This window comes from Lysobacter sp. P5_C4 (genome assembly GCF_054049695.1).
Genome location: NZ_JBFULX010000007.1, coordinates 116,998 through 135,573, shown reverse-complemented (window position 1 = coordinate 135,573; position 18,576 = coordinate 116,998). Strand labels below are relative to the sequence as shown.

Sequence of the window (18,576 nt, the reverse complement as noted above, 5' to 3'; positions counted from 1 at the left end):
ATCCACGTGCGCGTAATGGCGGTTGGCCGATTCGTATTCCACGTGCGCCGTCGAAATCGTGATGCCGCGCGCCTTCTCTTCCGGCGCCGCGTCGATCGCGTCGTAGGCCTTGAACTCGCCGCCGAAACGTTCCGCGCCCACCTTCGTCAGCGCCGCCGTCAGCGTCGTCTTGCCGTGGTCAACGTGACCGATCGTGCCCACGTTCACGTGGGGCTTGGTGCGCTCGAACTTACCCTTGGCCATGGCTCTGTCTCGGTGGAAATCGGTGGGCGAACGTAGTCGGATGTTGCGTTTGCAGCGGTGGTGCTCACGAAAGGAATCGAACCTTCGACCTCCTCCTTACCAAGGAGGTGCTCTACCGACTGAGCTACGTGAGCGCGGCGTTTTGCAGCAGGTTTTTCGTCGCGGCGTTCAATGGAGCGGGAGACGGGAATCGAACCCGCACCATCAGCTTGGAAGGCTGAGGTTCTACCGTTGAACTACTCCCGCGCCGGAAAACGAACCTGCTTGGGTCTTGCGCCATCGGCTGGTAAAGCCGCTGGTTGAAACGTTCTTGGTGGAGGGAGGTGGATTCGAACCACCGAAGGCGTAAGCCAGCAGATTTACAGTCTGCCCCCGTTGGCCGCTTGGGTATCCCTCCAAAAGAGCCCGAAATTCTGGCGTGCATGCGGCGCGAAGTCAACGCTTGGTCGCAGCCAATGTGGCTGCGGGTCAGACGTTGAAGCGGAAATGCAGCACGTCGCCTTCCTGCACCCGGTATTCCTTGCCTTCCAGGCGCAGGCGGCCGGCGTCGCGGGCACCCGACTCGCCCCGGTACTTGATGTAGTCGTCGTAGGCGATCGTTTCGGCGCGAATGAAGCCCTTTTCGAAATCCGTGTGGATCACGGCGGCCGCTTGCGGCGCGGTCGAACCACCCCGAACAGTCCACGCGCGGACTTCCTTCACGCCCGCGGTGAAGTAGGTCTGCAGGCCCAGGAGCTTGTAGGCAGCGCGAATGACGCGGTTCAGGCCCGGCTCGTCGAGGCCCAGGTCGTGCAGGAAGGTGTCGCGGTCTTCGTCGTCCAGCTGGCTCAGCTCTTCCTCGATGGCCGCCGAGACCGGCACCACCTCGGCGCCCTCGCCCGCCGCGCGGGCGCGGACGGCGTCCAGGTGCGGGTTGTTCTCGAACCCGTCTTCCAGCACGTTGGCCACGTACATCACGGGCTTGAGGGTCAGCAGGAACAGGTCGCGGACCTGCGCCTTGTCCTCGTCCGACAGGCCCAGCGCGCGGGCCGGCTTGCCGGCATCCAGGCCGGCGCGCACGCGGCCCAGGACTTCTGCGCGGACCTTGGCGTCCTTGTCGCCCGTCCGGGCCGAGCGCTCGGCGCGCTGCAGGGCCTTTTCGACGGAATCCAGGTCGGCCAGCGCCAGCTCGGTGTCGATGGTCTCGATGTCGGAGATCGGGTTGACCTTGCCGGTCACGTGGATGATGTCCCCGTGCTCGAAGCAGCGCACCACGTGCGTGATCGCGTCGACTTCGCGGATATGCGCCAGGAACTTGTTGCCCAGGCCTTCCCCGCTGGCCGCGCCGGCCACCAGGCCCGCGATGTCCACGAATTCGACCGCCGTCGGGATCACCTTCTGCGGCTTGACGATGTCCGACAGCGCGTTGAGGCGCGGATCGGGCACGGGCACGATGCCCACGTTCGGTTCGATCGTGCAGAAGGGGAAGTTCGCCGCGGCGATGCCCGCCTTGGTCAGCGCGTTGAACAGGGTCGACTTGCCGACGTTCGGCAAACCAACGATTCCGCATTTGATGCCCATGGTGTCTCCGTGCCGGTCAGCGGTTGGCTGGGCCGGTGTTGAGGCGTTTGGTCGCCTCGTTGATGTCCCCCGCGACGGCGAGCGGCAGCACGTCGGCCGCATCGTCGAGCGCGCGCAGGATCGCGGCCTCGTCGTCGCGGCCGGGCTTGCCCAGCACCCACGGGGTGACTTTGTCCTTGTGGCCGGGATGGCCGATGCCGATGCGCAGGCGGTGGAACTTGCCGTGGCCCAGCAGTTTCATGGTGTCGCGCAGGCCGTTCTGGCCGCCGTGGCCGCCGTCGAACTTCAGGCGCGCGACGCCGGGCGGCAGGTCGAGCTCGTCGTGCGCCAGGAGCGCTTCTTCGGGCTCGATCTTCCAGTAGCGCAAGGCGGCCATGACCGACTTGCCGCTGAGGTTCATGTACGTCGCCGGTTTCAGCAGCCACACCTGGCGGCCGCCGATGTCGACTTTCGCGGTCTCGCCGAAGAGCTTTGATTCCAGGCCGAAGCGCGCACCCAGCCGCTCGGCGAGCCCGTCCACAAACCAGAACCCGGCGTTGTGCCGGGTCCGGGTGTGTTCGGGACCGGGGTTTCCCAGCCCGACGATGAGGCGCAAGCCCGACAAGACTTACTTCTTCTCGTCGTCCTTCTTGGCGACCTTCGCAGCCGGCACTTCGGCGGCGACCGGCGCTTCGACCGGCTCTTCCACTTCTTCCTTGCCGTGCTTGGCGATGACGATGGCCACGTCGTGTTCCTTGCCCAGCTTCAGCTCGGGGATCTCGACGCCGTTGGGCAGCTTGATCTCGGACAGGTGGACGATGTCGCCGACGGCCAGCGAGGCCAGGTCGATTTCGATGAACTCCGGCAGGTCCTTCGGCAGGCAGCTGATTTCGACTTCGTTGAGCTCGTGCGTGACGACGACGTCCGCGGCCTTGCCGGCCGGCGACTTGTCTTCGTTGAGGAAGTGCAGCGGCACCGCGACGCGGATCGCCTGGTTCTCATCAACGCGCTGGAAATCCATGTGCATGATGATCTGCTTGTACGGATGGCGCTGCATGTCGCGCAGCAGGACCTTCTGCGCCTTGCCGTCGAGGTCGAGGGTGAGGATCGACGAGTAGAACCACTCGTTCTGGCTGGCAAGCCAGATCTTCTCGTGTTCCAGCTGGATGCTCTGCGGGGTAGCGGTGCCGCCGTAGACGATGGCCGGGATCTGCGCTGCACGACGGAGGCGGCGGCTCGCACCCTTGCCTTCGTCCTTGCGGCCAGTCGCCGTGATCTTGTGTTCGATAGCCATGATGTTCAACTCACTTCGTTGCGATGAAAGCGCCACCCGCGACCAGGTGGCGCCAGGGATGTCAGTCCACGTAGAGCGAACTGACGGATTCTCCGAAGGCGATGCGGCGGATGGTTTCCGCGAGCAGCTCGGCGACGCTGAGCTGGCGGATCCGGCCACAGGCCTTCGCGTTTTCGCTGAGCGGGATGGTGTCGGTGACCACCAGTTCGTCCAGCTGCGATTTGTTCAAATTGTCGATCGCCGCGCCCGACAGCACGGGATGCGTGCAGTACGCGACCACCTTGGTCGCGCCCTGCGCCTTCAACGCCGCGGCCGCTGCGCACAGGGTGCCGGCGGTATCCACGATGTCGTCGACGAGCACGCAGATCTTGCCGCTCACGTCGCCGATGATGTTCATCACCGTGGCCACGTTGGCGCGCGGACGGCGCTTGTCGATGATCGCCAGGTCCGCGTCGTCCAGGCGCTTGGCAATTGCGCGCGCGCGCACCACGCCGCCGACGTCCGGCGAAACCACGATCAAATTGTCCGTGCCGTGCGCGCGCCAGATGTCGGCGAGCAGCAGCGGCGAGGCATACACGTTGTCCACCGGCAGATCGAAGAAGCCCTGGATCTGGTCGGCGTGCAGGTCGACGGTCAACACGCGATCCGTCCCCACCGCACTGAACATCTTCGCGGCGACCTTCGCCGTGATCGGCACGCGGGCCGAACGCGGGCGGCGGTCCTGCCGCGCGTAACCGAAGTACGGCACCACCGCGGTGACGCTGGACACCGATGCGCGCTTGAGCGCATCGATCAGGACCAGCAGCTCCACCAGGTTTTCCGCGCTCGGCGCGCTCGTCGGCTGGATGACGAACACCTCCTGCCGGCGCACGTTCTCCTCGATCTCGACTTGCACTTCGCCGTCAGAGAACTTGCTCACGAGCGCCTTGCCCATGCGCACGCCAAGCTCCTTGCACACTGCCTGCGCGAGCGGGCGGTTGGCGTTGCCGGTAAACACCAGCAGATTGTCTTGCATGTTTGCTCCGCTGCGCTCTGACCGTTGCGGTGGGACACGAATGGGTGGCAGGGGCGGCAGGATTCGAACCTGCGAGTGCCGGGATCAAAACCCGGTGCCTTAGGCCACTTGGCGACGCCCCTTCAGCTCCGAACGAGCGCTTCGCGCAAGGGCGACGAACGCACGCCTGCGGCCAGCCAGGCCCGCAACGACGGCGCATCCCGATGCACGCGGGCGAGAGCCGATCCGGCGGATTCGCGCGTGGCGAATTCGACGAAACAACCGCTGCCCGTGCCCGTCAGGCGTGGCGTGCCGACCTGCGCCAATGCAGCGAACGCGGCCTCGACGGCCCGTTCGCGGCGGCGCAGCACCGGCTCGAACGCATTGCCGAGCACCGCTTCCGAAACGAAGTCGCGCATTGTCGCGGGCGGGGAATCGCGCGTCAATTCAGGGATTTGGAACAAGGCGGCGGTGGGCACGTGTACGCCGGGGTCGGCGAGCACGTACCAGGCCGGCGGCAGGTCGATCGGCGTGAGGATTTCCCCCACGCCTTCGGCCCACGCATTGTCCCCGCGCACGAATACGGGAACGTCCGCGCCGAGTTCCAGCCCGATTTGCGCCAGTCGATCGACGCCGAGCCGCGTGCCCCACAGTTGGTCGAGGGCAAGCAGGACGGTCGCCGCATCCGACGAGCCGCCGCCGAATCCGCCACCCGCTGGAATACGCTTTTCGACGGCGATATCGGCGCCAAGCCGCGTTTTAGACGTAATTTGCAGCAATTTCGCGGCACGAACCATCAGGTCGTCGTCCTCCGCGACGCCCGCAGCCGAGTCGCCGATGCGCCGGATTTCGGCGTCCTCGCGCAGCCGCAGCCGCACCGTGTCTCCCCAATCTAGGAGACGGAAGACCGTTTGCAGCGTGTGGTAACCATCCGCCCGCCGGCCGGTGATGCGCAGGAACAGGTTGAGCTTGGCGGGTGCCGGCCAGGCCGACCAGCTCATGGGGTGGGCTCGAAGGTCCACTCATCGATGGCCAGGCGCACCCGCGCCTGGCCTTTCGTGGCCTCGAGGCGGGCGGGCATTGCGAGCGATGGATCGGACCGGGTCGGCGCCCATGCCGTGTACGCCACGGTCCAACCGTCCTGCGCCAGGCCCGCGAGGCGGCCATCGGCGCCGTAATCGACCTGCGCGCCGGGACCCGGAACGCCGCGAACCCACCCGGCGAGCGCGTCGACCGGGATGTCCCAGCGCGTCGCGTCGAGGATGAGATCGTGCGCATTCGCACCCCTGTGCGGACCACCTTCCAGGCCTTCGAGCACCGCCTGCCCTTCGCCGCCGGTCACGCGCCAGCTTTGTCGCGTCACGGGCGCGGCGAGCGCGACTTCGAAACGCGCGCCGGCCTGCTTCCATTCGATGCGCCCGCTGCCGCCGTCCTTGCCGTTCGACAGCGCGATCCGGCCCGACATCGACCAATCGCCCAAAGACGCAAGCTGCGCTTCGCGCGTCGCCTGGTACGCCGCCGGTTGCTCGACCGAAACCATCGCAGGCGCATTCGAACGCGTCGTCGCACACGCCGACAGCGCGATGGCGATCATCGCGATCCACGCCACCCGCATCGTCATGCCCCCGTCGTCTGCAGCGCGCGCTTGAGCGAGCGGTTTTCCGGATCGAGCTTCCTGGCCTCGTCGAAATAACGCCGCGCCTCGTCTTTCTGGCCGAGCATCCACAACACCTCGCCGAGGTGCGATGCGATTTCCGGATCCTTCTGCATCGAGAAGGCGCGGCGCAGTTCGACCAACGCCTCATCCTTGCGGCCCAGGCGATAGAGGACCCAACCGTAACTGTCGATGATCGCGGCGCTGTCGGGTTCCGAGGCGCGCGCGCGATCGATCAGTTCGAGTGCTTCGGCGAAGCGCGTCGTGCGATCGGCGAGCGTGTAGCCGAGCGCATTGAGTGCGGTGACGTTGTCGGGTTCGGCCACCAGGATGCGGCGGAAATCGGCCTCCGCGCGCGGGATGTCGTCGCGGCGTTCCCACGTCAGCGCGCGCGAATAGAGGATCGCCGAATCATCCGGATACGCAGCCAGGCCGCGCGCATACACGTCGAGCTCTTCCGTGGCCTGCGCGTCCTTGCCGCGCAATTCGGCCTCCAGCAGGTAGGCATCGCGGCGCGTGTCTTCGTCGACGGTCGCATCGCCCTGCAGGCCGCGCAGCGCCGTGTACGCTTCCGGGCCGCGCTCGAGTTCATGCAACACGTTGGCTTCGCGCAGGCGCGCGGTCCAGCGCGCTTCGCCACCGGGCACGCTGCGGTACCACTGAAGCGCCTCGGGATGGCGCTTGAGCATTTCGGCGACTTGCCCGAGCAACAGGCGACGGTCCGGATCGGGCTTCGACGATTCTGTCTTCAGTTCGTCGTAGAGCTTGCCCAGTGCCGCGTCGTCGCCGGCACGGGAGAGCAACGCGGCCCGCAAACCGTAGGTGCGATCGTCCTGCGGCCCGCGCGCGAGCACGTCGGCGGCCTGCGCCGAATCGCCCATCGAATCGTATTCGGCGGCGATGGACATGCGCATTTCTTCGTCGGCATACGCCGACTGCGCGATGCCGGCGAGCACCTGCCGCGCCTCGACGGTCTTCCCCGACTCGCGCAACTGGCTGGCGCGCAACAGCGCGACGCGGGGCTCGTTCGGGAATTGCGCGACGACCCGGTCGATGATGCGCTCGGCGAGCGCCGGTTGTTCCAGCCGCATGGCCAGGCCGCCGAAGGCGAGCCAGGCCTGCAGCTTGTTCGGAATGACCTGGTCGTCGACGAATTCGGCGAGCAGCTTGCCGGCGAGCTTCGGGTCCTTGCCCCCCGAACCGAGCGCGGCCAGCGCGTGGCGCCAGCCGATGTCGCCCTTGTCGGTGAGCAGCACGCGCAGTTCCTGCTTGGCCAGGCGTGCATCGTTGCGGCGCAGGGCGAGCGTCGCTTCGGCCGCATGCGCGGCCAGCGAGCCGGGCGCGCGTTGCTTCCATAGCGCCAGGCCCTCGGCCGCCTGCCTGTCGTTGTTCGCCAGCAGCGCGATGCGGGTGGCGCGTTCGGCCAGGCCGGCGTCGTCGGTGGCCCGTGCCGCCTCGAGGTAATACCCCGCGGCCTGGTCGAGCTGGCCTGCCTGGAGGGCGAATTCGCCGGCCATCGTCCCTTCGATCGGCGAACGCGCGGCCTGCACCGGCGTCCGTGCCACGGGCGTGTCGCGCGGCCCGGCGACGGTGCATCCGGCCGCCAGCCCCGCACCAAGCAACAAGAAGAAGGTGAACGCGGTGCGGGATTGCGGCATGGCGTGTTCCGGGGGCGGGGGGCGACCGGGGGCGCGCCCCCGGTAGAATGTGCGGCCATCGGGAGCTTAGCGCACGCGACCGAACGACCTCATGAGCAGCTTGATCGTCCTTGGCATCAACCACCAGACCGCACCCGTCGGCTTGCGCGAACGCGTTGCGTTCGGTGCCGACGCGATGCCGCGCGCGCTCGCGCAATTGCGCGCGATGCCGGCGGTGCGCGAGGTCGCACTCCTGTCGACCTGCAACCGCACCGAGTTGTACGCACTGGCCGACGACCGGGGCGATGCGCTGGCCGACTGGCTGGCCGCCCATCCCGACGCCGGCGACCTGCACGCCTACCTGTACAGACACCAGGACGCGGACGCAGTTCGCCATTTGTTTCGCGTGGCGACGGGATTGGACTCGCTCGTACTCGGCGAACCGCAGATCCTCGGCCAGGTGAAGGAAGCCTGGGCGTCGGCGCGCGCCGCCGGCACCTTGGGATCGCACCTGGACCGGCTGTTCCAGCATGCCTTCACCACCGCCAAGCGCGCACGAACCGACACGCGCATCGGCGCCAATCCCGTGTCCGTCGCATCGGCGGCCGTGCGGCTGGCGCAGGAATCCTTCGCGCGGCTGTCGGATTCCACCGTGCTGCTGATCGGCGCCGGCGAAACCATCGAACTCGCCGCGCGGCATCTGGTCGAGGGCAAGGCCAAACGCCTGCTCGTCGCCAACCGCACGCTCGCCCATGCGCAGGAACTCGCCACGCGCCATGGCGGCGTCGCACTGCCGCTGGGCGAAATCGAGCGCCATCTGTCCGAAGCCGACATCGTGTTGTCCGCAACCGCGAGCCGCGAACCGATCGTCACGCGCGCGCAGGTCGCCGCCGCGCTCGCGCAACGCAAGCACCGCCCGATGCTGTTGCTCGATCTCGCCGTGCCGCGCGACATCGATCCGGCCGTCGCGACGCTCGACGATGTCTTCCTCTACACCGTCGACGATCTCGAACGCGCCATCGAAGACAACCGCCGCAGCCGCCGTGAAGCCGCGCGCGAAGCCGAAGCAATCGTGGACCTGCAAACCGCGCGCTACGTCGAAGCGCTGCAGGCGAGCACGCGCCACGCACCGCTCAAACGGTTGCGCGCGCACGGCGAACGCTCGCGCGCCGAAGCGCTCGACAAGGCACGCGCGCAGCTCGCCGCCGGCCGGGATCCGCAGGAAGTGCTCGATCTGCTCGCACACACGCTCGTGAATCGCCTGCTGCATGCGCCGACCGCCGCCCTGCGCGAAGCCGCATTGAGCGGGGATGCCGAACTCGCGCGCGCCGCCGACAAGCTCTTCCCGCCGCTGCGGGAAGGCGACGAAACCGTCGACGGCGACGGCGACGCATGATCCCCAGCCTGCGCCGCAAACTCGAAGCCCTGATCGAGCGACGCGAGGAAGTCGAACGCCTGCTGGCCGATCCGGGCACGATTTCCGACGCCGAGCGCTTCCGCGATCTGTCGCGGGAATTCTCGCAACTCGAACCCGTCGCCACCGCGCTCGCGGCCGAAGCCCGCGCGCGTCGCGACCTCGCGAACGCCGAAGCGATGCGCGGCGATCCGGAAATGCGCGAACTTGCCGAAGAGGAAATCGCCGCCGCCACGCAGCGCCTGGCGCAACTCGACGTCGCATTGCTCGCCCAACTCGTCCCGAAGGACGCGCGCGACGAAGGCAACCTCTATCTCGAGGTGCGCGCCGGCACCGGCGGCGACGAAGCGGCGATCTTCGCCGGCGATCTGTATCGCATGTACGCGCGCTTCGCCGAACGACAGGGCTGGCGCGTGGAAGTCGAATCGGCCAATCCCGGCGAACACGGCGGCTTCCGCGAAATCGTCGCGCGCATCGAAGGCCGCGGTGCGTATTCGAAGCTGAAGTTCGAATCGGGTACGCATCGCGTGCAACGCGTGCCGGAAACCGAATCGCAGGGACGCATCCACACCTCGGCCGCGACGGTCGCGATCATCGCCGAAGAAGCGCCGGGCGTGCCGATCGAAGTGAATCCCGCCGACCTGAAGGTCGACACCTTCCGCTCCTCCGGCGCGGGCGGCCAGCACGTCAACAAGACCGAGTCGGCGATCCGCATCACGCACGTGCCGAGTGGCATCGTCGTCGAATCGCAGACCGAACGCTCGCAACACGCCAACCGCGACAAGGCGATGAAGCGCCTGAAGGCGATGCTCGTGGAAGCGGACAGTGCGCGCCGCGAAGCCGCGCAGGCGCAGGATCGCAAACTGCAGGTCGGCAGCGGCGACCGCAGCCAGCGGATCCGCACCTACAACTTCCCGCAGGGCCGCATCACCGACCATCGCGTGGAAGGCCTGACGCTGTACGACCTCCCGCACGTGCTCGAAGGCTACCTGGATCCGCTGGTGGAACGCCTGCAAAGCGAACACCAGGCCGACGAACTCGCGCGTCTCACGGACAATGCCTGATGTCATGGAGCATGCGATGACCGACACCCTGCTCCGCCGCGCGACCCTGGATGACCTGCATGCGATCGCGCCGCTGTTCGACGCGTATCGACGGTTCTATGCGCAGCCGGGCGATCTGCAGCGCGCACGCGATTATCTGCTCGAACGCATGTCGCGCGACGAATCGGTGGTGCTGCTCGCGCAACGCGACGGCGTGGTCGTCGGCTTTACGCAGCTGTATCCGATCTTCTCCTCGGTGCGCACCGCGCGGACGTGGTTGCTCAACGATCTGTTCGTTGCCGAAAGTGCACGCCGCCACGGCGTCGCGCGCGCCCTCCTCGATGCCGCGGCGTCATTCGCGCGCGAACAGGGCGCCGCGGGCCTGATGCTCGAAACCACGACGGACAATGCGCCCGCCCGCGCGCTCTATCGCGCCGCAGGCTGGCATGAAGACGACACGCAGTGGTATTCATTGCGCGTATGAAGCAGCCTGCAGACTTCGTTCCCCTCGCCCTGTGCGTGCTCACGGTCTCCGACTCGCGCACGCCGGAGAACGACACGTCGGGCGACTACCTTGTCCAGGCGTTGACGGACGAAGGCCATCGTTGCGCCGATCGCGCACTGCTCCCCGATGACCGGTACAAGCTCCGCGCGATCGTGTCGAAGTGGATCGCCGACGCCACCGTCGACGGCATCCTCGTCACCGGCGGCACCGGCTTCACCGGCCGTGATTCGACACCCGAGGCCCTGCTGCCCCTGCTCGACAAGCAGATGCCCGGCTTCGGCGAAATGTTCCGCGCGGTGAGCATCGCGGAGATCGGCACGTCGTCGTTGCAGTCGCGCGCGTTCGCGGGCATGGCGAACGGCACGTTCCTGTTCGCGCTGCCCGGTTCGACGTCCGCCTGCCGCACGGCGTGGGAAAAGATCGTGCGTGCGCAACTGGATGCGCGCACGCGCCCCTGCAACCTCGCCACCTTGCGTCCCCGCCTCAAGGAGTGAACACGATGCCGCTCGCAACGACCCTGCGGTTGCTCGTGAAAGCGCGCGGCATGAGCGCGACGGACCTTGCCACCGCGATCCCGCGCGCGGGCGTCAACACCGTGTCGGCGTGGCTGCGCGGCGAAAAGATGCCGGGCAAGGATCAACTCGACGCCCTCGCCCGCACGCTCGGCGTTCCTGTCGGCGCGTTGCTCGCGGAGTTGGCGAGCACGCTGGATCCTTCGCGCACGCAGGGCGAACACGACCTGCTCGCCGCGTATCGCGCGATGTCCACGCGGCAACAGGGCGCATTGCTCGAAATCGCGCGCGGCCTCGCGAACCAACCGGCGCCGCGCCGCCGCAAGGCAGCCGCGAAGTGAAGCAGATCAAGAAAAAGGAATACAAGGCGGCGCTTGCGCCCATGCAGGTGGAGCTCGTCTCGATGGCCCGCTGGGCACGCGAGACGGGCCAGCGCATCGTCGTGTTGTTCGAAGGCCGCGACACCGCCGGCAAGGGCGGCGCGATCGACACGATCCGCGAACACATGAACCCGCGCCAATGCCGTGTCGTCGCGCTCGGAAAGCCGAGCGAAGCCGAACAGGGCGCTTGGTACTTCGCGCATTACGTGCCCCATCTGCCCACCGCCGGCGAAATCGTGCTGTTCGATCGCAGCTGGTACAACCGCGCCGGCGTGGAACGGGTCATGGGGTTCGCCGAACCCGCGCAGGTGAACGCATTCCTCGAACAGGCACCGGCGTTCGAGAAACTCCTGGTCGACGACGGCATCCTGCTGTTCAAGTACTGGCTGTCGTGCGACCAGGCGCAACAGGAAGGGCGTTTCGCCGAACGTGGTGCCGATCCGCTCAAGCGCTGGAAGCTTTCGCCGATCGACCTCGAAGCGCGCACGCGTTACGACCAGTACAGCAAGGCGCGCGAAGACATGCTGCGTGCCACGCACACCGAACACGCGCCGTGGACGCTCGTGGATTTCAACGACCAGCGGCGCGGTCGGCTCACCCTGATCCGCGATCTGCTGGATCGCTTGCCCGACACGCATCTTCCCGAGCCGGACTTGGTGCTGGACCCTTTGTCCGACAAGCCGAAGAAGGAACGCTTCACGGTCGTGGCGCCGATCAAGTCGATCGACGTCTGACGGCTCAGGCCGTATCGAACTCCGGGCCCGCTTCGCCTTCGTCCGCCTCGATGCGTTCCAGGCGTTCGACGTGCGCCGCCGGCGGCCCGTGCTTCAACCACTGTTCCATCCGTTCGAGCGCCTGCACGTCGCCGACCGCGAGGACTTCCACGCGGCCGTCGTGCAGGTTGCGCGCGTAACCGCGCAGGCCGAGCGATTGCGCCTGTTCCCGCGCCGAGGCACGGAAGAACACGCCCTGTACGCGCCCTTCGACGAAGAAGCGCGCGGCGGTCATCTCACGCGCCCTTCGGCGGCTGCGGACCGCCGTTGGCGACGATCGCCGCCTCGATGTCGTGCGGTTCGACCGGGCCGATGAAACGCCTGGCGACCTTGCCGTCGGGCGCGATGAGATAGGTCATCGGCAAACCGGCGGGCGTTTCGAAATCCTTCGGCGGGTTGTACACATCGACCAGCGCGATCGGATAAGACACCGGGTGCTTCTCCAGGAACGCCTGCATTTGCGCCGGCGTGGTGTCTTCGTACGCCAGGCCGACGACTTCGATGTATTCGCGCATCGTGTCGAGCGCGGAGAGCGCGGGCATTTCCTTCAGGCACGGGCCGCACCACGTCGCCCAGAAATTCACGACGACCCACTTGCCGCGATGCGCCGACAGGTCGAACTGCTTGCCGTCGACGGTGGCGATGGTCAGCGTCGGCACGTCTTTCGTCGCGCGCACTTGCGCGGACGCGGGCGCAGCGGCGGTCGTCGGTGCCGCGGCGGTCGCGGGCTTCGCGGTGTCATTCGCAGGCGCAGAGGGCTGCTTGCATGCCGCGAGCATCGCGATCGCGACGGCGATCGCCACATATTCAATTCGGGGAGTCATAAATCGAGGACACCTTCTTTTTCAACAGGTCGCGCAGCGGGAGCCGCAGCTCGTCGAGCGTATGGTACGCGCGCTGGCCCAACGCATCCTCGCGCATCGGAACATGCGCTTCGGCCACGGGAATCCGCAGCTGGCAGGCCTCGTAAAGTTCGCCGAGGGTGAGATCGTCGAGGTCGCGTGCGAGCAACCACTCGCCGCTTTCGGCGCGACTGAGCAGGCCGATCTGACACAGCTGGCCCAGCATTTCCTGCACCATCGAATCGGTGAGCACCGGTTCGAGCAGCTGGATGTCCTGGCTGTGCAGGCCCTTGCCCAACGCGCGCGATTCGTGGAAACGGCCGAGCATGCGCAGCAGGCCGTACATCTCGTACCCGACCGGCAGCCGCATCGACGCCGGCTGGTAGCGGAACGACGACATCGACGCGGCGAACGAAGCGCCCAGCAGGATCGACGTCCACCCCAGGTAGATCCACACCAGGAAGATCGGCAGGAACGCGAGCGTGCCGTACACCTTGCCGTAGCTGCTGAAGTTGCCGATGAACACGCCGAGCCACAACTTCACGCCTTCGAACAACACCGCCGCGAGCAGCGCGCCAGCGAACGCATGCCGCCACAGCACCGTGCGATGCGGCACCACCTTGAACACCGCGGCGAAGGCCAGCAGTTCGATGACGAACGGCGTGAGGCGCACGATCAGTTGTTCGAGCCATTGCCCGGCTTGCGTCTCGAACATCGCCATCGCGAAGAAGCGCGAGGACAACGCCAGGCTCGTCGCCGCCACCAGCGCACCGAGCGTGAACACCGTCCAGTAGACGAGGAAGCGCGCGAACTTCGGCCTGGCCGTGGGCACGCGCCAGATCTGGTTGAACGTCATCTCCACGCTGTTCAACGTGATCAGCAGCGAGACGACCAACGCCACGATGCCCGCCGCCGTGAGCTGGCCTGCGTTCGCAGAGAACTGGCGCAGGTACGCTTCCACCGCGCGCGCCGAGCTCGGGACGAAGTTCGAGAAGATGTAATCGACCAGGCGATCGCGCCAGAGGTCGAACACCGGAAACGCGGACAACACGCCGAAGCCCACCACGAACAACGGCACCAGCGCGAACACCGTGGTGTACGACAAGGCGCCCGCGGCCTGGAACAGGTTGTCGCCCATGAACCGGTTCCAGAGGAAACGGAAGAACGTGCCCAGGCGATGGCGGTCGCGCAGGTATCCGGTCCAGCGATACAGAGTGTCCAGGGGCTCCATCGGCGGAAGCCTACCCCACCGCTCGGCTATCCTGCGCAACGGAGGTGGCCCCGTGCCCGAAGTCTTGGTGCTGTATTACAGCCGCGGCGGCTCCGTCGCGCGGCTTGCGCGACAGGTCGCGCGCGGGGTCGAGGAAGTCGACGGCATGGCCGCGCGGCTGCGTTGCGTGCCGCCCGTGGCGCCGGTGACCGAGGTCGCCGCGCCGCCGGAACCGGACGAGGGCGCGCCCTACGTCGATCGCCGCGACCTGGACGAATGCGCCGGATTGATCCTCGGCAGTCCCACGCGTTTCGGCATCATGGCCGCGCCCCTGAAGCATTTCATCGACGGCCTCGGCGCCGAATGGGCAAGTGGCACGCTGGTCGGAAAGCCCGCGGCGGTATTCACCTCGACGGCCACGTTGCATGGGGGACAGGAAGCCACGCTGCTCTCGATGATGTTGCCGCTGCTGCACCACGGTTGCGTGATCACCGGTTTGCCGTACACCGAGCCGGGCCTGAATTCCACGCGCACCGGCGGCACGCCCTACGGCGCGAGCCACCATGCGGGGATGCAGGACGATCCGCGCCCAAGCGACGAGGAAGCGCAACTCGCGCGCGCCCTGGGGCGGCGCGTCGCGGAACTGGCAGCGAAGTTGTCCGCCGGGAGCACGGCATGAGCTTTCCGACGCGCGTATTGCTGGCGGGCCTGTTCGGCCTGGTCGCGCTGTTCGTGTTCTGGTTCCTGCCCGAAGGCTGGCACGCGGTGGCGTGGTTCGCCGGTCCGCCGCTCATTCTCGCGGCGTGGAACTGGAACGGCGCGCAGAAGCCGGCGTTCTGGGCGGGGCTGTTCGCGCTCGGGTGGTTCTCGCACGGGGTGATGGTGGGCTGGTCGCGGCCCGACCACCGGGAACTGGCGCTGATCGAAATCGTGCTCGCGCTCGTGGTGTTCACCGGCGCCACGCTGCCGGGGCTGCAGGCGCGCTTCGGCCGGCGGCGCTAGGCACCTATAATCGCCGCCCATGGACCAGCTCTGCATCGTCACCACCGGCGGCACGATCGACAAGATCTACTTCGACGACAAGTCGGACTACCAGATCGGCGAGCCGCAGATCGGCGGCATCCTGCGTGAGCTGGGGGTCGCGTTCCAGTTCAACGTGATCCCGATCATCCGCAAGGATTCGCTGCACATCTCGGCCGAAGATCGCGAGCTGATCCGCGCGACCATCGCCGCGCAGCCCGCGAAACACGTGCTGGTCACGCACGGCACCGACACGATGGTCGAGACCGCGCAAGTCCTGGAATCGCTGACGGATCGCACCATCGTGCTGACTGGCGCGCTGAGCCCCGCGCGTTTCCGCGGCTCGGATGCGGAGTTCAACGTGGGCACCGCGGTGGGTGCGGTGCAATGTTTGCCGCCGGGCGTCTACATCGCGATGAACGGGCGCGTGTGGGACATCCACAAGGTGCGCAAGAACGTGGCTGCCAACAAGTTCGAAGAACTCTGACGGTCAGAGCATCCCCGTTTCGAGCCGCGCGGCTTCCGACATCATCATCCGGTTCCACGGCGGGTCGAACACCAGTTCGACGTCGGCTTCGGTGACCGTCGGGATCATTTCCAGCTTGCTGCGCACGTCGTCGACGAGGATGTCGCCCATGCCGCACGCCGGCGCCGTGAGCGTCATGCGGATCTCGACTTCCCGCGAACCATCCTCGCGCGGCTTCACGTTCGCTTCGTAGACCAGGCCCAGGTCGACGATGTTGATCGGAATCTCGGGGTCGAAGCACGTGCGCAACTGCTTCCAGACCAGCTTCTCGACTTCGTCGTCGGATGCGCCGGCGGCGAGCTCGAGCGGCTCGGGCGCCTCCTTGCCGATCGCGTCGGCATCCCGGCCCGCCACGCGGAACAGGTTGCCTTCGACGAACACGGTGTAACTGCCGCCGAGCGCCTGCGTGATGTAGCCGATGCTGCCCGCGGGCAAGGTGACTTCTTCACCTTGCGGCACGAGGACGACGGCGCAATCGCGCTCGAAGCGGACGGGTTCGCTGCTGCGGGAATACATGCGGAGAAGGTGGGGGCGTGCGGCGCGCGCCGCAAGGCCGTGCATTCTAGGCCCTGCGCGGCCGGTATGCTGTGCGATCACGCGGGGGAGCCAGATGGCGCAGCAGGAAACGCAACATTCGCCATGGATGGGCGCCGCGCTGGCCCTGGTCGGCAGCACCGGCATTGCGGCGGCGTGGGTCGCCGCGGCCATGTTCACGTCCTCGCAATGCGGCTGGATGGCGGTGATCGCGGCGCTCGACGCGGCGTGGTTGCTGCGCCTGGGGCGCGCACCGCGCGGGTGGGGGCGCATGGCCTTCGGTATCGCCGCCACCCTGTTGGCAACCGCGATCGCGCAGTGGGGCATCGTTTCGGCGCACCTGTCGGGGATGCTCGGGCTCGGGTTCGGCGAAACGATGACCAAGCTCGGGCCGTCGCTCGCGTGGACGCTCACGCATCTGGCGAACACACCCGCCGACTGGGCCTGGATGGGATTCGGCCTGATCGTGGCGGCGATCGCTTCGCGCTGACCTCACGCGCACGCGCGGTCGAGCACCTGTCCGAACAAGGGCATCGCTTCGCGGATCTGCGCGGGCGACAGGCCGCAATCCCCTTCGCGGGGGTCAGTGACCGCCGCCGTCCAGCGCCTTGAGTTCGCTCACCAGCGCGCTCGCCATCTCCGCGCCGTCGCCGTAGAGCATGCGCGTGTTGTCGGCGTAGAACAGCGCATTCTCGATGCCCGCGAACCCCGTGCCCTTGCCGCGCTTGATCACGACGGTGTGCTTGCTCTGGATCACGTCGAGGATCGGCATGCCGTAGATCGGCGAGGCGGGGTCGGTCTTCGCGACCGGGTTGACGACATCGTTCGCGCCGATGACCAGCGAGACGTCGGTGTTGGGGAATTCGGGGTTGATGTCGTCCATGTCCGCGATGAGGTCGTAGGGCACGCCGGCTTCGGCGAGCAGCACGTTCATGTGGCCCGGCATGCGGCCGGCGACGGGATGGATGGCGAACTTCACCTTGACGCCGCGCGCGATGAGGCGCTGCGTGAGTTCCCAGATCTTGTGCTGCGCCTGCGCGACGGCCATGCCGTAACCGGGCACGATCACAACGCGCTCTGCGTAAGCCATCATCGCCGCGACATCGCCGGCTTCGATCGGCTTCTGCGTGCCGTGGATCTCCTGCGCCTCACCCGTCGCGCCGAAGTTGGAGAACAGCACGTTGGTGATCTTGCGGTTCATGGCCTTCGCCATCAGGCGCGTAAGCAACATGCCGGCCGCGCCAACCATGGTGCCGGCGATGATCAAGGCCTGGTTGCCGAGGACATAACCTTCGAACGCGACGGCCAGGCCGGTGAACGCGTTGTAGAGCGAGATCACGACGGGCATGTCCGCGCCGCCGATGGGGAGCGTCATCAGGACGCCGAGGAGCAATGCGGCAGCGAAGAACGCGATGATCGCAAGCGTCGTCACCTGCAAGGTCTGCACGCCATCGAAGGCGAGCGCATAAACGACGAAGGCGCCGAGCAGCACAGCGGCGACGAACATCAGCGCGTTGAACGCCTGCTGCCCCGGGAACGTGTAACGCTTGTCCATCCGACCGTCGAGCTTCGCCCACGCGATGACCGAACCGGTCAGCGACACCGCACCGATCAACGCACCGACAACCGCAAGCGCGACATGCAGCGACGTCGCGTTTGCATCGCGCGGGCCGCCGGTCAGGCGCAACAGCTCCACCGCACCGATCGCCGCCGCCGATCCACCGCCCATGCCGTTGAACAAGGCCACCATCTGCGGCATGTCGGTAATCGCCACCCGTTTGCCCCACACCCACGCAACCACGGTGCCGAGCACGAGCGCGATCACGATCAGCGCCATGTTGTGCAACCCCGGCAACACGAACGTCGCCACGGTCGCGACCACCATGCCCACGCCGGCCCACTGGATGCCGCTGCGCGCGGTCACCGGCGAGGCCATGCGTTGCAGGCCGAGGAGGAAGAGCGTGGCGGCGACGAGATAGGCGGTCGCGGCGAGAAGCAACTGCCAGGACGCCATCACGGCTTGGCCCCCGGCTTCTTGCTCGCCTTGAACAACTCGAGCATGCGCTCGGTCACCACGTAACCGCCCGCCGCGTTGCCCGCGCCCAGCAGCACCGCGACGAAACCGATCGCCTTCTCCAGCGTGGTGTCGGCGTGGCCGAGGACCACCATCGCACCGATGAGCACGATGCCGTGGATGAAGTTCGAGCCCGACATCAGGGGCGTGTGGAGGATCACCGGGACCCGGGAAATGATCACGTGGCCCGCGATGGCGGCCAGCATGAAGATGTAGAGCACCACGAACCCGTCCGCCGCCATGCCGTCATCCCCGTCCTCGTGTGAGGGCCATCATAACGACAGGTGAACCCGGCGCGCGCGCGGTCAACGCCCTGGCCGCAGCCGCGTTCCCACCCCCGCAGGCGGTGCGGGCCTGGCCGACCGGCCGGATCCGTGGACCG

The 18,576-nt window shown here is 67.2% G+C and carries 24 protein-coding genes and 4 tRNA genes; 10 read left to right on the top strand and 18 right to left on the bottom strand.

Annotated elements, in window-relative coordinates:
* From ACXJJ8_RS15315 to ACXJJ8_RS15260, 12 genes are all read right to left on the bottom strand, one after another.
* A partial coding sequence (locus ACXJJ8_RS15315) for a GTP-binding protein (RefSeq protein ID WP_499031808.1) occupies positions 1 to 243 on the bottom strand: 243 nt, incomplete at its 3' end.
* A gap of 58 nt (positions 244 to 301) precedes the next feature.
* Positions 302 to 377 (bottom strand) — tRNA-Thr (locus tag ACXJJ8_RS15310).
* Positions 378 to 415: 38 nt separating this feature from the next.
* A tRNA-Gly gene (locus ACXJJ8_RS15305) sits at positions 416 to 489 on the bottom strand.
* Between the two features lie 65 nt (positions 490 to 554).
* A tRNA-Tyr gene (locus ACXJJ8_RS15300) sits at positions 555 to 640 on the bottom strand.
* Positions 641 to 711: 71 nt separating this feature from the next.
* A complete protein-coding gene (ychF, locus tag ACXJJ8_RS15295; protein ID WP_499031805.1) occupies positions 712 to 1,803 on the bottom strand; it encodes a redox-regulated ATPase YchF in 1,092 nt (363 codons plus the stop codon).
* A 16-nt stretch (positions 1,804 to 1,819) separates the two neighbouring features.
* Entirely contained in the window at positions 1,820 to 2,407 is a 588-nt protein-coding gene (pth, locus tag ACXJJ8_RS15290) for an aminoacyl-tRNA hydrolase (RefSeq protein ID WP_499031802.1), read from the bottom strand.
* Between the two features lie 3 nt (positions 2,408 to 2,410).
* Positions 2,411 to 3,076, bottom strand: a complete 666-nt coding sequence (locus tag ACXJJ8_RS15285; RefSeq protein ID WP_499031799.1) for a 50S ribosomal protein L25/general stress protein Ctc — start codon at positions 3,074 to 3,076, stop codon at positions 2,411 to 2,413.
* 61 nt (positions 3,077 to 3,137) lie between these two features.
* Entirely contained in the window at positions 3,138 to 4,091 is a 954-nt protein-coding gene (locus ACXJJ8_RS15280) for a ribose-phosphate diphosphokinase (RefSeq protein ID WP_499031797.1), read from the bottom strand.
* Positions 4,092 to 4,136: 45 nt separating this feature from the next.
* A tRNA-Gln gene (locus tag ACXJJ8_RS15275) sits at positions 4,137 to 4,213 on the bottom strand.
* On the bottom strand, positions 4,214 to 5,071 hold the full coding sequence (ispE, locus tag ACXJJ8_RS15270; RefSeq protein WP_499031795.1) for a 4-(cytidine 5'-diphospho)-2-C-methyl-D-erythritol kinase: 858 nt from the start codon (positions 5,069 to 5,071) through the stop codon (positions 4,214 to 4,216). It abuts the tRNA gene before it with no gap.
* Positions 5,068 to 5,691 (bottom strand): lipoprotein insertase outer membrane protein LolB, encoded by a 624-nt coding sequence (lolB, locus tag ACXJJ8_RS15265; RefSeq protein WP_499031793.1) that lies wholly within the window; start codon positions 5,689 to 5,691, stop codon positions 5,068 to 5,070. The genes ispE and lolB overlap by 4 nt, the downstream gene beginning before the upstream one ends.
* Entirely contained in the window at positions 5,688 to 7,382 is a 1,695-nt protein-coding gene (locus ACXJJ8_RS15260) for a tetratricopeptide repeat protein (protein WP_499031791.1), read from the bottom strand. The genes lolB and ACXJJ8_RS15260 overlap by 4 nt, the downstream gene beginning before the upstream one ends.
* A 91-nt stretch (positions 7,383 to 7,473) precedes the next feature.
* Here ACXJJ8_RS15260 and hemA point away from each other — a divergent pair, with 91 nt between their 5' ends.
* From hemA to ppk2, 6 genes are read left to right on the top strand one after another with little or no spacing between them, the layout of a single operon-like run.
* Positions 7,474 to 8,757 carry a glutamyl-tRNA reductase gene (gene hemA / locus ACXJJ8_RS15255; protein ID WP_499031789.1) on the top strand — a complete coding sequence of 428 codons (1,284 nt, stop codon included), beginning with the start codon at positions 7,474 to 7,476 and terminating at the stop codon, positions 8,755 to 8,757.
* Entirely contained in the window at positions 8,754 to 9,839 is a 1,086-nt protein-coding gene (gene prfA / locus ACXJJ8_RS15250; RefSeq protein WP_499031787.1) for a peptide chain release factor 1, read from the top strand. Before hemA ends, prfA begins: the two co-directional genes overlap by 4 nt.
* Before the next feature lie 16 nt (positions 9,840 to 9,855).
* Positions 9,856 to 10,302, top strand: coding sequence for a GNAT family N-acetyltransferase (locus ACXJJ8_RS15245; RefSeq protein WP_499031785.1), 447 nt, complete (start codon positions 9,856 to 9,858; stop codon positions 10,300 to 10,302).
* Positions 10,299 to 10,817 (top strand): molybdenum cofactor biosynthesis protein B, encoded by a 519-nt coding sequence (gene moaB / locus ACXJJ8_RS15240; protein ID WP_499031783.1) that lies wholly within the window; start codon positions 10,299 to 10,301, stop codon positions 10,815 to 10,817. Before ACXJJ8_RS15245 ends, moaB begins: the two co-directional genes overlap by 4 nt.
* A gap of 5 nt (positions 10,818 to 10,822) precedes the next feature.
* Positions 10,823 to 11,176, top strand: a complete 354-nt coding sequence (locus ACXJJ8_RS15235) for a helix-turn-helix domain-containing protein (RefSeq protein WP_499031781.1) — start codon at positions 10,823 to 10,825, stop codon at positions 11,174 to 11,176.
* Positions 11,173 to 11,949, top strand: a complete 777-nt coding sequence (ppk2, locus tag ACXJJ8_RS15230; protein ID WP_499031779.1) for a polyphosphate kinase 2 — start codon at positions 11,173 to 11,175, stop codon at positions 11,947 to 11,949. The genes ACXJJ8_RS15235 and ppk2 overlap by 4 nt, the downstream gene beginning before the upstream one ends.
* A 4-nt stretch (positions 11,950 to 11,953) precedes the next feature.
* Here the strand turns inward: ppk2 and ACXJJ8_RS15225 are convergent, their stop codons facing one another.
* Genes ACXJJ8_RS15225 through ACXJJ8_RS15215 form a run of 3 tightly spaced genes read right to left on the bottom strand, consistent with a single transcriptional unit; the run spans position 11,954 to position 14,061 of the window.
* A complete protein-coding gene (locus ACXJJ8_RS15225) occupies positions 11,954 to 12,223 on the bottom strand; it encodes an acylphosphatase (protein WP_499031777.1) in 270 nt (89 codons plus the stop codon).
* Position 12,224: 1 nt separating this feature from the next.
* Positions 12,225 to 12,812, bottom strand: coding sequence for a TlpA family protein disulfide reductase (locus tag ACXJJ8_RS15220; RefSeq protein ID WP_499031775.1), 588 nt, complete (start codon positions 12,810 to 12,812; stop codon positions 12,225 to 12,227).
* A complete protein-coding gene (locus tag ACXJJ8_RS15215) occupies positions 12,796 to 14,061 on the bottom strand; it encodes a YihY family inner membrane protein (RefSeq protein WP_499031772.1) in 1,266 nt (421 codons plus the stop codon). Before ACXJJ8_RS15215 ends, ACXJJ8_RS15220 begins: the two co-directional genes overlap by 17 nt.
* Positions 14,062 to 14,113: 52 nt before the next feature.
* Here ACXJJ8_RS15215 and wrbA point away from each other — a divergent pair, with 52 nt between their 5' ends.
* From wrbA to ACXJJ8_RS15200, 3 genes are read left to right on the top strand one after another with little or no spacing between them, the layout of a single operon-like run.
* Positions 14,114 to 14,719: an NAD(P)H:quinone oxidoreductase gene (gene wrbA / locus ACXJJ8_RS15210; protein WP_499031770.1), complete on the top strand. Its 606-nt coding sequence runs from the start codon at positions 14,114 to 14,116 to the stop codon at positions 14,717 to 14,719.
* Positions 14,716 to 15,042: a DUF2069 domain-containing protein gene (locus ACXJJ8_RS15205; protein ID WP_499031768.1), complete on the top strand. Its 327-nt coding sequence runs from the start codon at positions 14,716 to 14,718 to the stop codon at positions 15,040 to 15,042. Before wrbA ends, ACXJJ8_RS15205 begins: the two co-directional genes overlap by 4 nt.
* A gap of 19 nt (positions 15,043 to 15,061) precedes the next feature.
* Entirely contained in the window at positions 15,062 to 15,547 is a 486-nt protein-coding gene (locus tag ACXJJ8_RS15200; protein ID WP_499031766.1) for an asparaginase domain-containing protein, read from the top strand.
* A 3-nt stretch (positions 15,548 to 15,550) separates the two neighbouring features.
* Here ACXJJ8_RS15200 and sufT read toward each other — a convergent pair whose 3' ends face one another.
* On the bottom strand, positions 15,551 to 16,102 hold the full coding sequence (sufT, locus tag ACXJJ8_RS15195; RefSeq protein ID WP_499031764.1) for a putative Fe-S cluster assembly protein SufT: 552 nt from the start codon (positions 16,100 to 16,102) through the stop codon (positions 15,551 to 15,553).
* 94 nt (positions 16,103 to 16,196) lie between these two features.
* Here sufT and ACXJJ8_RS15190 point away from each other — a divergent pair, with 94 nt between their 5' ends.
* Complete coding sequence (locus ACXJJ8_RS15190; protein ID WP_499031762.1) at positions 16,197 to 16,610, top strand: hypothetical protein; 414 nt, start codon at positions 16,197 to 16,199, stop codon at positions 16,608 to 16,610.
* A gap of 93 nt (positions 16,611 to 16,703) precedes the next feature.
* Here the strand turns inward: ACXJJ8_RS15190 and ACXJJ8_RS15185 are convergent, their stop codons facing one another.
* Both ACXJJ8_RS15185 and ACXJJ8_RS15180 read right to left on the bottom strand, forming a co-directional pair.
* Positions 16,704 to 18,134 (bottom strand): NAD(P)(+) transhydrogenase (Re/Si-specific) subunit beta, encoded by a 1,431-nt coding sequence (locus tag ACXJJ8_RS15185; protein WP_499031760.1) that lies wholly within the window; start codon positions 18,132 to 18,134, stop codon positions 16,704 to 16,706.
* A complete protein-coding gene (locus ACXJJ8_RS15180; protein ID WP_498978986.1) occupies positions 18,134 to 18,436 on the bottom strand; it encodes an NAD(P) transhydrogenase subunit alpha part 2 in 303 nt (100 codons plus the stop codon). The genes ACXJJ8_RS15185 and ACXJJ8_RS15180 overlap by 1 nt, the downstream gene beginning before the upstream one ends.
* Positions 18,437 to 18,576: the final 140 nt, after the last annotated feature.